Origin of the sequence: Kitasatospora sp. GP30 (assembly GCF_029892145.1) — a bacterium.
Taxonomy (GTDB): Bacteria; Actinomycetota; Actinomycetes; order Streptomycetales; family Streptomycetaceae; genus Kitasatospora; species Kitasatospora acidiphila.
This window is the reverse complement of sequence record NZ_JARZAH010000060.1, coordinates 20,581-33,709: the sequence shown is the minus strand read 5'-3', so window position 1 is coordinate 33,709 and position 13,129 is coordinate 20,581. Positions and strand designations below refer to the sequence as shown.

Below are 13,129 nucleotides of genomic sequence, written 5' to 3'. Positions count from 1 at the left end.
TCCTCTCGATTTCCTCCCGGTTATGTCGGGGATACGACAGAGCGCCTCGTGGCGCACTTGAAGCGTTCGACCTTGCCGTTGGTCTGCGGTCGGTAGGGCCGGGTTCGCTTGTAGGAGCCGTTGTCGGTCATGACGCGCCGGACCGTGATGCCGGCCCGGGTGAAGTGTCTTGCGACCGGTTGGCGGCCCAGGACCCGGTGGCCGTCACCGTCGGTGATGGTGCCGAGCTTCTTGATGTCGACGTGGATCAAGTCGCCTGGCGCGCTGTGCTCGTAGCGTCGGATCGGCCGACTTGTGGCGCGGTCGAGGTGGGCCAGGCGGGCGAGTCGGTAGCGGGTCAGGAGCCGGTGCACGGTGGCGGGGTTGAGTCGCAGCAGGAAGGCGATGCGGGCCGGGCCCCAGCGGCGCAGGACGCGGACGTTGATGATCCGTCGCTCGGTGCGGGTCTGGGATCCGATTGTGCTCGCCGCGAAGTTGGACAACGTCGCCGGCACGCTCTTCGCGCTGCTGGTAGTGCTGGTGGCGACGCTGTCCGTCAACATCGCGGCCAATGTGGTCAGTCCGGCCTACGACCGGGCCGTGGCGGCGGGCTGAGGGGTTGCCGGTCAGCGTGCCCCGTCTGCAACGGCGGGCGGTCTCCAGCACAGTGTCCCGGGGCCTCAGACGCCCCAGGGACAATTGTGTCGGCCCACGGGCGCCCTCAGCGCCCGGTGTGCGCACGCCAGGTGTCGTGCAGCCGGGCGAGGTGCTGGAAGCCGTCCACGACCTGGTCGGTCGCCACGCCGAAGTCCACCAGGCACGCGACCTCGTCCACGCCGGCGTCGGCGAGCTGCTTGAGCATAGCCATGCAATCCTCGACGGTCCCGAACATGCCGCTGGTCTCGAAGTACCGGTCGAAGGCCTGGGCCACCAGGAAACGGCGGTCCTCCTCGCTCACGTTCTTCAGCTGCCGCGTCATCGCGGCGCCGTCGGCTCCCGCGGCCTCGGCAGCCTTGACCAGCAGGTCGAAGGAACTGGCGAGGTAGCGGGAGAACGGCTCGCGCACGGTCTCCCGTACGGCCTCGCGGTCAGTGCCTACGAAGGTGTGCAACATCAGCGCCACGTGGGCGCGCCCCCCGTCGCCCTGGTGCTCCTGGTATGCCGCCCGGTACTTGGCGATCCGCTGTGCCAGCGTCCCGACCTCCTGGCCCAGCAGGTGGGTGAGGACGCCCAGGCCGTGCCGTCCGGCCAGTTCGAAGGTCGCCGGGGAGCCGCCGGTGGTCAGCCATAGCGGCAGCTCGGGCTGAACCGGCGGCGGGAACACCTTCAGCGACACCGACTCGCCCGCGCCGTCGACGAGTTCGACCGACTCACGCCGCCACAGCCGGCGAATCGTGTCGACCGTGTCCATCAGCGCGCTCTTGCGGGTCTCGTAGTTCTCCGGGCGCAGCGCGAAGTCGGCGGCGTTCCACCCCGAGGCGATCGCCACCCCCGCCCGCCCGTTGGAGAGGTTGTCGACGACCGACCACTCCTCGGCGATCCGCATCGGGTGGTGCAGCGGTGCCACCACGCTGCCGGCCCGCACGGCCACCCGCTTGGTCACCGCGGCGACCGCGGCGCCCGTGACCGCGGGATTGGGGTAGAGCCCGCCGAAGGCGTGGAAGTGGCGCTCCGGGGTCCACACCGCGGTGAAGCCGTGGTCGTCGGCGAAGCGCGCGCCCTCCAGCAGCAGCCGGTAGCAGTCCTGCTGCTCGGTGTCGTTGTTGGCGAAGTAGAAGAGGCTGAAGTCCATCCGCGTCTCCGGATCGTGTGCACGTGGTGTGCAGTTGGGTGAAGGAGGACGCCGGGTCGCCGCGCCTGACCACCCGGCGGGCCGGATCCCGCCGGTCGTGGGAATCCGACCGTAAGGAGTCGGCGCCCGGTCGCGGCAGCCCCGAAGGCCGCTTCCACGAGGGGAGCGGCCTTCGGGGGTGCCGACGGGGGTGTAGGCCGATCAGCTCTGGGCCATCGCAGCGATCAGGCTCTTGGGGCGCATGTCGGTCCAGTTCGCCTCGATGTAGTCAAGGCACTCCTGCCGCGCAGCCTCGCCGAACACCGAGGTCCAGCCGGCCGGCACCTCGATGAAGACCGGCCACAGCGAGTGCTGGCCCTCGTCGTTGACCAGGACCAGGTAGTTCGCGTCAGGGTCCTCGAACGGGTTCGTCATCACGTCGTCCTTCCTGCGGGCATGATGTGGACCGTCCGGTCCCACCGCGACCCACTATGGCCCAGGGTGCCGAGTCGGAGTCAAACAACCGCCGCACCGAGCACGCCATGGCCCCGATAACCCGTCTAACTGCGGCCCGGCACCGGTTGAACAGGGCACTTCGCACCATCTGCGGTCGGTCTTGATCCACGTCGCGCATGGTGCCAAGGTGGCCGCGGCGGAGCGTGCCAGTCTCGTCAGCTTTTGAAGCCACCCATCTGTTGGTTCATTCGGGGGGATTAGTACTGCAGCCGCAGTTGATGTGACTGGCGGGTTGCTCGTTGAGCTGGTCATGGGTGGGGATGTCACGGTTGATGAAGTGCAGGCCTGGGCTGCGGGTCTGGGTGGTTTACATGCTCGGATCGGCCGTTGTTTCCGCAGGTCGGAGCCGCGTTATCGGGCATTGGAGTATCTGCGAGGCCTACTCGCGCCACTCGAACGGAAGAACGGAAGAACGGGTGGACGCTGGCCGAGCAGGCCGGTGAGCGGTGTCCGGATGAAATGCAGCGGCTGCTGAACCAGGCCGACTGGGACGCCGACATTGTGCGCGACGAGGTCCGCAGCTTCGTCCTGGAGCATCTCGGCTCGCCCGATGGGGTGTTGATCGTCGAAGAGACAGGGTTCATCAAGAAGGGCGTCCGTTCCGCCGGGGTGCAACGGCAGTGGGAACCTCGGGGAAGATCGACAACTGCCAGGCGGGCATGTTCCTCGCCTACGCCTCCGGTGCCGGGCGGGCGTTGATCGACCGGGAGTTGTACCTGCCCACGGTGTGGACCGAGGACCCGGCCCGCCGGGCGGATGCCCGGATTGGCGAGGAGGTCAGGTTCGCCACCAAGCCCGCGTTCGCTCGGGCGATGCTGGAGCGCGCGGTGGCCGCGAAGGTGCCGTTCCGTTGGGTGACCGGCGACGAGGTCTACGGCCAGGATCCGGTTCTGCGGGGCTGGTTGGTGGACAATGGGCTCAGCTTCGTGCTGGCGATCGCCGCCGAGCGCCGGGTGGGGCCGCGAGGGCAGAACGCGCGCACGCTCGCGGCGATCTTGCCGGACCGCGTCTGGGAGGTCCGCTCGGCCGGCGACGGCGCCCATGGTTTGCGCGAGTACGCCTGGGCGTTGGTGATGCTGCCCGGCCAGGTCGACGGGTTCGACGACGCGCTGCTGATCCGTCGGAGTCTGGTCGACGGCGAGCAGGCCTACTACCTGGTGCATACACCCATCGACACCCCGCTGGTGGACATCGTCCGTGCGGCCGGGGCCCGTTGGGCGATCGAGGAGACCTTCCAGGCGGCGAAGAACGAGGGGTGATGTCGGGGCCGTTTGCCTGACAGCGGGCAGCCGGATTCGGTAGCCCTGTGCTGTGAGATACGCGCAGGGTGGCGGGCTGACCGACGCTGGGAGGGCCGCACGGGAGCGGGTCCGGTTGCAGGCCGTGGAACGGTTCGAGGGCGGAGAGAAGAACCGGGAGATCGCTGCCGCGTTGCGGGTGAGCGAGCGCTCGGTGGAGCGATGGCGTCGGCAGTGGCGCGAGCGCGGTGAGGTTGGGGTTCTGTCGAAGGGATCTCCGGGGCGGCCGCGACTCAGTGATCGACAGATCGCCAGGCTGGAGCGGGAGTTGGAGCGCGGCCCGCTGGTCCACGGCTGGACGGATCAGCGATGGGCGTTGGCCAGGGTGAAGGCGCTGATCGGGCGCCTGTTCCAGGTGAGCTACACGGTGGAGGGCACGTGGCGGCTGCTGAAACGGCACGGCTGGTCACGGCAGCAGCCGGCCCGGCGGGCCCCGCAGGAGGGCATCTGGTCGCTGGTCAAGTGCGACATCGGCAACCTCGCCGCAGCCAACCTCGGTCAGCTCACCCGAGCCGTCAAGCACAAGCTCAAGCAGATCCAATATCGCCCGCACCTGGTCGATGGGTGCCTCGCCGGCACCGGCCTCGCCTTGGACGGCTGATTGGGCTGCGGCGGTCACATCTCGATGGCCGCAACCTCCGGTGTCGGCGGATAAAGATCCAGAATCACATCGACTCCCAGAGCGCCGATCTCTGCGAGCATGCGCGCTGGCAAGACACAGCCCCCTTGACCGTCCTCACTCCCGAAGCCGAGAAACAACACCAGATCGCAGTCGGCTGATAGCCGCAGCAGCTCTTCACGGTGCCCGTCGACCAAGCTCAGCAGGGCCGCAACATGTTCATCCAGCCAGCGGTCGTTCCCCAGACCGCTCCCTCGGATCCACACGCTCGCCTCCCGCCGGAGGCTGTTCGGATTGCGTGGGCTCGTCAGGCTCCCCTGCTCGAACTGCTGATCTGGGATGATCCCGAGCCGAGCCGAGATGTCGGCGGCGCTGATCGTGCGGCTTGTGATCCGCAACGACCCGGCTGACCACTTCGTATCCGGCATCGGCGGCTGCATCGTCAGATCATCTGGCACATCCTCACGATCGCAGCCAGCACCGTCCAAAGCCAGCGAGTTCTTCCGAGCACCCCATCAGGTAATTCCAGGGGATTCCGGTGCGGTTGACGTAGAGGGTCGCGTTGAAGACGTCGCGCAGGTCGACCCTCGCCAGGTTGGCCGGTCGGCCGGCGGTCGAGCCGGGCCTTTCTCCATGCCATCAGAATCGGCTCGATGAGGGCCCATCGGGCGCCGGAAAGCGACATGACCACAGGCCATTTACAGGATCAGCCATGCCAAAACACCCACTCAGACGTACCTGGCCACCTCCAAGGCCTCCGGTCGTTGGAAGGAGCGGTCGCAGTAGACGAGCGGGGCGTCCTCCCCTGCGAAGGCCGCCTCGACCCGGCCGATCAGGACGGAGTGGTCCCCACCGTCGACGACGCGGTCCATGGAGCAGGCCACTCGGGCCGCCGCGTCCGGAACACCCGGGAGTCCAAAGTCCATCGGCAGCGTGTCCCCGGCCGCGAAACGGTCCGCTCCGGAACAGGCGAAGCGCCGGGCGATGTCGGCCTGCCCCTCCGCAAGTACGTTGATCATGAAATTGTCTGCGCTTGCGAAGGCCACATGGGTGCTGGCGGACTTGCCCAGGCAGACCAGTACGAGCGGCGGAGCGATCGACAGGGAGCTGAACGAGCTGGCGGTGAACCCCCAGCGACGCCCCGTGCGATCTACCGTGGTGACCACCACGACCGGGCCCGGCACCCGCGCCATGGTCCGGGTGAACTCCTCGGGTGCGACGGACATCCATGCCTCCAGATTCCTGAGAGGGAGGTGGCGGTGGGCTGGATCCCACCGCCGCCGGGTGGCTTACCGGGCGCTGCCGGTCAGACTGGCACGCTCCGCCGCGGCCACCTTGGCACCATGCGCGACGTGGATCAAGACCGACCGCAGATGGTGCGAAGTGCCCTGTTCAACCGGTGCCGGGCCGCAGTTGGACGGATTATCGGGGCCACGGCGTGCTCGGTGCGGTGGTTGTTTGACTCCGACTCGGCACCCTGGGCCATAGTGGGTCGCGGTGGGACCGGACGGTCCACATCATGCCCGCAGGAAGGGCGACGTGATGACGAACCCGTTCGAGGACCCTGACGCGAACTACCTGGTCCTGGTCAACGACGAGGGCCAGCACTCGCTGTGGCCGGTCTTCATCGAGGTGCCGGCCGGCTGGACCTCGGTGTTCGGCGAGGCTGCGCGGCAGGAGTGCCTTGACTACATCGAGGCGAACTGGACCGACATGCGCCCCAAGAGCCTGATCGCTGCGATGGCCCAGAGCTGATCGGCCTACACCCCCGTCGGCACCCGAAGGCCGCTCCCCTTGTGGAAGCGGCCTTCGGGGGTGCCGCGACCGGGCGCCGACTCCTTACTGACTTCGGCTAGTCAGGGTGACGTTGGGGTGTCGAGGGTCAGGCCGGTGCCGGCTATGAAGTTGTCGAGGATCTCGGGCCGGTACTGCAGGCGCTTGAGCCGGTTGCGGACGAGGGCTTCGAGCCGGTCGAGGGCGACCACGGCGAGGTCGGCCAGGCTGCGCAGCGATGCCGGTGCGGATGCGGATCCACTCGTCGGTGGTGTCCAGCTGGGCCACCAGCGCGGCGTTGTCGATCTCGGTGCTGGGCAGGCAGGTGCCGAGGCCGGCCAGGACCGAGGTCGGCCGGTCGCGGCGGTCCCCGGACGATGAGGTGGACATCGGGTCACGCGCCCCGCGGCGTCAGGCGGACCGGCAGGGACTCGGGGCCGTTGACGACGATCGATTCCAGCAGTTTCGGCTCTCCGGCCAGCTCGATGTCGACCCTGCTGTTGAGCAACTCGGCGAAAATAAGCCGGAGTTCGGACTTGGCTAGCACGCTGCCGAGGCAGAAGTGCTCGCCGAAGCCCAGCGCCAGATGCCGGTTCGGCTTGCGCAGCACATCGAAGCGGTCCGGATCGTCGAACACCGTCTCGTCGCGGTTGGCCGACGGGAGCCAGAACACCACGCGGTCGCCAGGCTCGATCCGTTTGCCGTGGATCCCGATCGGCCTGGTCGCGGTGCGCATGATGTGGGTAGCGGTCGAGGTCCAGCGCAGCACTTCCTCGACGGCGGACGGCAGCAGGCTCGGGTCCGCCCGCAGGATGTCCCACTGCTCGGGGTGCTGAAGGAAGGCGAGCATACCGCCGGCCGCTGAGATCCGGGTGTTCTCGGTGCCGCCGACGAGCAGGTTGTCGCAGTTCAGGATGATGTCGTCCGGACTGAGCCGATCACCGTCGATGACGGCGGTTGCGAGTGCGCTCACCAGGTCGTCGCCCGGATCCGCCGCCTTCTCCTCCTGGAGATTCTCGAAGTACCCCATGATGTCGAGGTGGGCGAATCGGCGGGCCAGTGGGTCGCCATCGGCGAATGCCTTGCTGGTGAGGTCGTACAGATACTGCCAGTCCGACTCTGGGATGCCCATCATCTTGCAGATGACATACAGCGGAATGCGCGCGGCGATTTCTGTGACGAAGTCGCAGGACTCCTGGGCCAAGGCGCCGCTGACCACGGCGCGGGCAATGTCCCGCATTTCCTCCTCGAGTGTCCGGACCGACCGGACGGTGAACCACTCGTCCACCACGCCGCGCAGTTGGCGGTGGCGCGGCGGATCGGTGAGGGCCAGGGTGCGGCCGCCCCCGGGGTCGACTCCGTGGTCGGCGGGCCGCAGCAGGATTCCGTGTGCGGAGCTGAAGGTCTCGTGATCGCGGTAGGCGGTTCGCACGTCCTCGTACCTGGTCAGCGACCAGTAGCCGGGCAGTTCGGCCGGTTCGTGCCAGTGGGCCGGGTCGTTGGCGCGCAGCCACCGCCACTGCACAAAAGGGTCGCCATGTGAATAGAGTTCTGGATCGACCAGGTTGATAAGCGGTGGCGGCTCGATCGGCTTGCTTTGCACGCGATGCCTCGCAGGGGTCTAAGGGTTGATTTCACGGTGGCATGCTGTTTCGCACAGCGTCAAGGCTTGCCGAGCCGCCCGCTCCAGGTCGTCCGAGCGGCCTGTTCAAGTGCCGCGAAGGCGCACTTGAACACCGCTGCCGAGCGGTGTCCCGAGTCATTGAGGCATGTTGATCTCTTCAGCACTGGGAGGCTATGTTCCCTGGCCGGATGGAATTATTCCGGGCTGAGGTACGCCGAATCGTCGGCTGCCCTGTTGATGGTGTCGTTTTCCCTGGGGAGGAGGAGTGCAGATGACTGATGAGCAGTTGTTTCTGCGGTCCAAGGTCATAATCGAGCCGCTGGTGGACAGGTTTGTCGCCCAGCCGCACACCATGGCGCCGGTGCAGGCGGCGATGAACCTGGCGTTCCTGCATGTCCCGCTGCTCGAGTCATACTTGCAGTCCCCGCAGGTGCATGTCGCGGCCAGCAACAACCCGGAGCTGCGCGGCGGTTATTTCATCAACATCCCGGAGGAGCGCGCCGATGAGGTGCGCGAGCTGCTCGCCGCCATCAAGCGGGACCGGGCCGACATGCTGAAGTTCGCCGAGGCGATCGCCGCCGGTCAGGAGATCCTGCGGGCCAACGCCACCGGCTTCGACCTGACCCCGCTCTACCCGAAGCTGCCGGAGGAGCTGGGTGGTCTGGTCGAGTTGGCCTACGACACCGACAACCAGGCGCAGCTGCGCTTCATGGAGCCGGTGCTTTACCACAGCCCGTACTACCAGGAGTCGCGCCAGTCGGTGCAGCTCTCCTTCGAGACCGGCATCGAGCGCCCGTTCATCCTGAGTACCCCGCGGCTGCCCTCCGAGGACGTGCTGGAGCTGGGCATCCCGTTCCGGCACCCCGGTCTGACGGAGCTGTTCAAGGCCCGTGTCAAGCCGACCACGCTGGCCCACCTGCGTGAGGCCCTGGAGCTGAACGACGAGCAGGCGGCCGTCCTGCGCACCATGCTGAGCGAGACCCCGGCCCTGAACGAGGACCGCCACATCGAGTCCGGTGGCCGGATCCGCTACTTCGGCCACGCCTGCCTGGTGCTGCAGACGCCCGAAGCCGCCATCGTCACCGACCCGTTCATCAGCGCGGACAGCGACGCCGGCGACCGCTACACGCTGGACGACCTGCCGGACTACATCGACCTGGTGCTGATCACCCACGGCCACCAGGACCACATCGTCATGGAGACCCTGCTGCAGCTGCGCGGCCGGGTCGGCAAGATCGTCTGCCCGCGCTACTCCCGCGGCAACCTGGCCGACCCGTCGATCGCGCTGATGCTCAAGCACCAGGGCTTCGAGGTGGTGGAGGTCGACGACTTCGACGAGGTCGAGTTCCCGGGCGGCAAGATCACCGCCACCCCGTTCCTGGGCGAGCACTGCGACCTGGACATCCGCGCCAAGTCGACCTACTGGGCCGAGCTGGCGGGCAAGAAGGTGTTCATCGGCGCCGACTCCTCCGGTATCGACCCGAAGCTCTACCGCTACGTCAAGGGCCACCTGGGCACCGCCGACTTGGCCTTCCTCGGCATGGAGTGCGACGGCGCCCCGCTCACCTGGCTCTACCAGGCACTGCTGACCATCCCGGTCACCAAGAAGATGAGCAACTCCCGCAAGCTGTCCGGATCCAACGCCGAGCAGGCCGCCGCGATCATGGTCGAGCTGGGCGCCAAGGAGGCCTACGTCTACGCGATGGGCGAGGAGGACTGGCTGGGTCACGTGATGGCCACCACCTACACCCCGGACACGTACCAGATCAAGCAGATCGAGGACTTCCTCGGCTGGTGCAAGGAGCGCGACATCCCGGCCGGCCACCTGTTCAAGCAGCAGGAGTGGCGCTGGTAGCAAGCCGAGGTTGACCGCAGGCCCCAGGCGAACCCCTCACCGAATTCCGCTCCCAGCCCCTGTCGGAGGTACTTCCATGGCTGCGCACGACATCGCCTATGTTGAGCTGTACACGAGAGACAAGGCGACGACCGTCGACTACTTCGTGTCCGCCATGGGGTTCACCCGGGTGGCCGACTCGGTTGAGCCGGAGCGGAGTTCGGTGCTCCTGCAGCAGGGTGAGGTTCGCCTGGTGGTCACCTCCGGGCGGGGGATCGTGAGGTTCCTGGAGCAGCACGGCGACGGCATCGCCGACATCGCGCTGACCTGTGACGACGTGGCGGCGACCGCCGTGGCGGCGGCCTCCGCCGGCGCCACGGTGACGCGTTCCCCGCAGGGCCTGCCGGTCGTGTCCGGCTTCGGAGATGTCGTGCACACCCTGCTGCCGACTGTTTCGCTGGTCAACGGCCTTCCGGCAAACCGCAGTTGGTCTCCCACACCCGGGGTCACCGCGACGGCGGCAACCGGTCGGGTCACCGGCCTGGACCACATCGCGGTCTGCCTTGGGGGCGGCACCCTGGAGAAGTACGCCGACTTCTACCGCGATGCCTTCGGCTTCTCCCGCTACTCCTCGGAGTACGTCGCGGTCGGTGCCCAGGCGATGGACTCCATCGTGGTGCGCAGCGACTCGGGAAGTGCCATCTTCACCCTGGTCGCACCGGACCCCGGCAAGGAGCCCGGGCAGCTCGACAACTTCCTGGAGCGCAACGGCGGCGAGGGGGTGCAGCACCTGGCCTTCCGCACCGCTGAGATCATCACCACGGTGCACGAGTGCCGTGAGCGGGGTGTCGTGTTCCTCGACACACCGGACAGCTACTACGACGTGCTCGGTGAGCGGCTCGGTGGTCTGCACGCCCAGGTCGAGGAGCTGCGCGAGACCAAAGTCCTGGCCGACCGCGATGAGTGGGGTGACCTGCTGCAGGTCTTCACCCGCTCGCCCTACCCGCGCAACACGCTCTTCTTCGAGCTCATCCAGCGCGACGGTTCGCGCGGCTTCGGCAGCGCCAACATCCGCGCCCTGTACGAAGCGGTGGAGCGCGATCGGCTGACTTCGTGATGGGTACCGAACGCCCCGAGACCACTGGCCTGTTCACCCTGGAGGACTACGAGGAAGCCGCCAGGGTCCGTTTCGATCAGGGGAGTTGGGACTTCATCGCCGGTGGCTCCGGCCAGGAGCGTACCCTGGCGGCCAATCTGGCGGCGTTCGACCGGGTGCGGTTGCGGCCGCGGGCGCTGTCCGGATCCGGGGCGCCTGACACCAAGACCACGGTGCTGGGGCGCAGTTGGCCGGTGCCGATAGCGGTGGCGCCGATGGCCTACCACACCCTGGCTGATCCGGAGGGCGAGGTGGCCACCGCGCGGGCCGCCGGCCGGGCCGGCCTGCCGCTGGTCGTGAGCACCTTCGCCGGCCGGACCTTCGAGTCCATCGCCGAGGCCGCCAGTGGGCCGCTCTGGCTCCAGGTGTACTGCTTCCGGGACCGTTCCACCACCCGGCAGCTGGTGGAACGGGCCGAGCGGGCCGGCTTCGAGGCGCTGGTGCTCACCGTGGACGCCCCCCGGCTCGGCCGCCGACTGCGCGACCTGCGCAACGACTTCCGGCTGCCGGACGGGATGGTGCCGGCCAACCTCACCGGCGGCGACTACGCCTCCCCGAGCGCACACGCGCTCACCGAGTTCGACCCCGCGCTCGACTGGTCGGTCATCGACTGGCTGCGTGAGATCAGTTCACTCCCGGTGCTGGTCAAGGGAGTTCTGAGCGGGGTCGACGCCCGGGCGGCACTGCGCGCCGGGGTCGACGGGATCGTGGTCTCCAACCACGGCGGCCGCCAACTGGACGGTGCTCCGGCCACCCTGGAGGTACTCGCCGAGATCACCGCGGCGGTCGGCGGTGCGTGCCCGGTGCTGGTCGACGGCGGCATCCGCCGCGGCGCCGATGTGCTGGCCGCCCTGGCACTGGGCGCCGACGCGGTGCTGCTGGGCCGTCCGGTGCTGCACGGCCTCGCAGTCGGTGGCGAGAACGGCGTGGCGCACCTACTGGAGCTGATCATCGAGGAGTTGGTCGAAGCCATGGCACTCACCGGGACCCCTTCGGTCGCCGAGACGGGCCCGAGTCTCGTCGGCGCCGAGCCCACTGCGGCCGCACGAGCCGCGCGGCCCGGCCCACCCGGACATGCCACCGGGCTGCGCAAGGCGGAGCTGCACAGCAGCCTCGCCGACCCGGTGCTGGACACCATGAACTTCCTCAACGAGGTCACCACCCGCTATCCGCAGGCGATCTCGTTCGCCCCCGGCCGCCCGTACGACGGCTTCTTCGACACCGAGCAGATCTTCACCCATCTGCGGCGCTACCTGGACCACCTGGAGGCGCAGGGCGCCTCGCCCGGACAGGTGCGCTCCGCGCTCTTCCAGTACGGCCCGACCAGCGGCCAGATCCGCGAGCTGATCGCGGATTCGCTGCGCAAGGACGAGAACACCGACGTCGCTCCCGAGTCCATCGTGGTCACGGTGGGGTGCCAGGAGGCGATGTTCCTCGCCGTGCGGGCGCTGATCTCCGGACCGGAGGACGTGCTGCTGGTCTCCAGCCCCTGCTACGTGGGGATCACCGGCGCGGCCCGACTGCTGGACGTCATCCCGACCGCTGTGGCCGAGCGCGAGTCGGGCTTCGACTGCGCCGATCTGGAAGCGGCCATCCTGGCCGAGCGGGCCCGCGGTCGCCGCCCCCGGGCGTTCTACGTGATCCCCGACCACTCCAACCCGTCCGGCACCACGATGCCGCTGCAGACTCGGCTAGACCTGCTCGACCTGGCACAGCGCCACGACATCCTGCTGCTGGAGGACAGCCCGTACCGGATGGTCAGCCCCGGGCAGCAGCTGCCCACGCTGAAGTCCCTGGACCGACACCGCCGGGTGGTGCAGCTGGGATCGCTCTCCAAGACGCTCTTCCCCGGTGCCCGGGTCGGCTACGTGGTGGCCGACCAGACGGTGGTGGATACCGACGGCCGCACCGGCCTGCTGGCCGACGAGCTCGCCAAGATCAAGAGCATGATCACGGTGAATACCTCGGCCGTGAGCCAGGCCGTGGTGGCGGGCATGCTGCTGGCCGCCGACGGCCGCACCTCGGAACTGAACACCGAGACCGCCGCGTATTACGGCGATGCCATGCGGGTCACCCTGGAGGAGCTCGCCAAGCAGTTCCCGGCTGCCGAGCGGGAAGCCCTCGGCGTGCGCTGGAACGAGCCCACCGGCGGCTTCTTCCTCAGCCTCACCGTGCCGTTCCAGGCCGACAACGCGGCGTTGATCCGCTCGGCCGAGGAGTTCGGTGTGATCTGGACCCCGATGTCCTACTTCTATCCGGACGGCGGTGGCGAGCACGCCGTCCGGCTGTCCGTCAGCTACCTGACGCACCAGGAGATAGCCGACGGGACGCAGCGGTTGGCGCACTTCATCAAGTCCCAGTCCCAGACGGCCCGAGGCTGAGCCGGCCGCGCCCGAACCTCCCGAGGGAGCAGCCATGCGGGCGCCACCCGCACCAGCGGTGCCGCCTGCCTGGTCGCCAAGTGGTGGGCAGCGGGCAACCCGGACCGGACCTTCGCGGTGATGCTCCCGGATGAGGGCTACCGCTACCAGGCCTCGGTCTACGACGACGCCTGGCTGG

At 68.3% G+C, this 13,129-nt stretch carries 11 protein-coding genes and 4 pseudogenes; 7 read left to right on the top strand and 8 right to left on the bottom strand.

The features are described from left to right. Positions 1 to 59: 59 nt before the first annotated feature. Positions 60 to 452 (bottom strand): annotated as a pseudogene (locus P3T35_RS38495) (IS481 family transposase); the annotation flags it as partial. Here P3T35_RS38495 and P3T35_RS38490 point away from each other — a divergent pair. After that, positions 445 to 579, top strand: a pseudogene (locus P3T35_RS38490) (cytosine permease); the annotation flags it as partial. The pseudogenes P3T35_RS38495 and P3T35_RS38490 overlap by 8 nt on opposite strands. A 121-nt stretch (positions 580 to 700) precedes the next feature. On the opposite strand, the gene P3T35_RS38485 reads toward P3T35_RS38490, so the two are convergent. Then, a complete protein-coding gene (locus P3T35_RS38485) occupies positions 701 to 1,771 on the bottom strand; it encodes a MupA/Atu3671 family FMN-dependent luciferase-like monooxygenase (RefSeq protein ID WP_101383112.1) in 1,071 nt (356 codons plus the stop codon). Between the two features lie 201 nt (positions 1,772 to 1,972). Then, positions 1,973 to 2,185 (bottom strand): MbtH family protein, encoded by a 213-nt coding sequence (locus tag P3T35_RS38480; protein ID WP_041132243.1) that lies wholly within the window; start codon positions 2,183 to 2,185, stop codon positions 1,973 to 1,975. A 701-nt stretch (positions 2,186 to 2,886) separates the two neighbouring features. Between P3T35_RS38480 and P3T35_RS38475 the strand changes: the two genes are divergently transcribed. Then, the gene (locus tag P3T35_RS38475; protein ID WP_143676960.1) at positions 2,887 to 3,525 is read left to right on the top strand and encodes an IS701 family transposase; all 639 of its coding nucleotides are present in this window, start codon (positions 2,887 to 2,889) and stop codon (positions 3,523 to 3,525) included. 52 nt (positions 3,526 to 3,577) lie between these two features. Continuing rightward, positions 3,578 to 4,165: a winged helix-turn-helix domain-containing protein gene (locus P3T35_RS38470; RefSeq protein ID WP_101383115.1), complete on the top strand. Its 588-nt coding sequence runs from the start codon at positions 3,578 to 3,580 to the stop codon at positions 4,163 to 4,165. A 14-nt stretch (positions 4,166 to 4,179) separates the two neighbouring features. Here the strand turns inward: P3T35_RS38470 and P3T35_RS38465 are convergent, their stop codons facing one another. The 3 genes and pseudogenes from P3T35_RS38465 to P3T35_RS38455 form a co-directional block, all read right to left on the bottom strand. Next, positions 4,180 to 4,641 (bottom strand): DUF4279 domain-containing protein, encoded by a 462-nt coding sequence (locus P3T35_RS38465; protein WP_143676961.1) that lies wholly within the window; start codon positions 4,639 to 4,641, stop codon positions 4,180 to 4,182. A gap of 58 nt (positions 4,642 to 4,699) precedes the next feature. Beyond that, positions 4,700 to 4,868: pseudogene (locus tag P3T35_RS38460) on the bottom strand (transposase); the annotation flags it as partial. 43 nt (positions 4,869 to 4,911) lie between these two features. Further along, the gene (locus tag P3T35_RS38455; RefSeq protein WP_101383117.1) at positions 4,912 to 5,409 is read right to left on the bottom strand and encodes a flavin reductase family protein; all 498 of its coding nucleotides are present in this window, start codon (positions 5,407 to 5,409) and stop codon (positions 4,912 to 4,914) included. Between the two features lie 316 nt (positions 5,410 to 5,725). Between P3T35_RS38455 and P3T35_RS38450 the strand changes: the two genes are divergently transcribed. After that, entirely contained in the window at positions 5,726 to 5,938 is a 213-nt protein-coding gene (locus P3T35_RS38450) for an MbtH family protein (RefSeq protein ID WP_041132243.1), read from the top strand. Positions 5,939 to 6,039: 101 nt separating this feature from the next. Here the strand turns inward: P3T35_RS38450 and P3T35_RS38445 are convergent. Both P3T35_RS38445 and P3T35_RS38440 read right to left on the bottom strand, forming a co-directional pair. After that, positions 6,040 to 6,198 (bottom strand): annotated as a pseudogene (locus tag P3T35_RS38445) (IS630 family transposase); the annotation flags it as partial. Positions 6,199 to 6,350: 152 nt separating this feature from the next. Further along, entirely contained in the window at positions 6,351 to 7,247 is an 897-nt protein-coding gene (locus tag P3T35_RS38440) for a cytochrome P450 (protein ID WP_280709573.1), read from the bottom strand. Positions 7,248 to 7,851: 604 nt separating this feature from the next. On the opposite strand from P3T35_RS38440, the gene P3T35_RS38435 reads away from it, so the two are divergent. The 3 genes from P3T35_RS38435 to P3T35_RS40520 all read left to right on the top strand — a co-directional run bounded on the left by P3T35_RS38435 (position 7,852) and on the right by P3T35_RS40520 (position 12,951). After that, on the top strand, positions 7,852 to 9,435 hold the full coding sequence (locus P3T35_RS38435) for an MBL fold metallo-hydrolase (protein WP_101383118.1): 1,584 nt from the start codon (positions 7,852 to 7,854) through the stop codon (positions 9,433 to 9,435). Between the two features lie 76 nt (positions 9,436 to 9,511). Next, positions 9,512 to 10,531, top strand: a complete 1,020-nt coding sequence (hppD, locus tag P3T35_RS38430) for a 4-hydroxyphenylpyruvate dioxygenase (protein WP_101383119.1) — start codon at positions 9,512 to 9,514, stop codon at positions 10,529 to 10,531. Then, positions 10,531 to 12,951, top strand: a complete 2,421-nt coding sequence (locus tag P3T35_RS40520) for an aminotransferase class I/II-fold pyridoxal phosphate-dependent enzyme (RefSeq protein WP_101383120.1) — start codon at positions 10,531 to 10,533, stop codon at positions 12,949 to 12,951. The genes hppD and P3T35_RS40520 overlap by 1 nt, the downstream gene beginning before the upstream one ends. Positions 12,952 to 13,129: the final 178 nt, after the last annotated feature.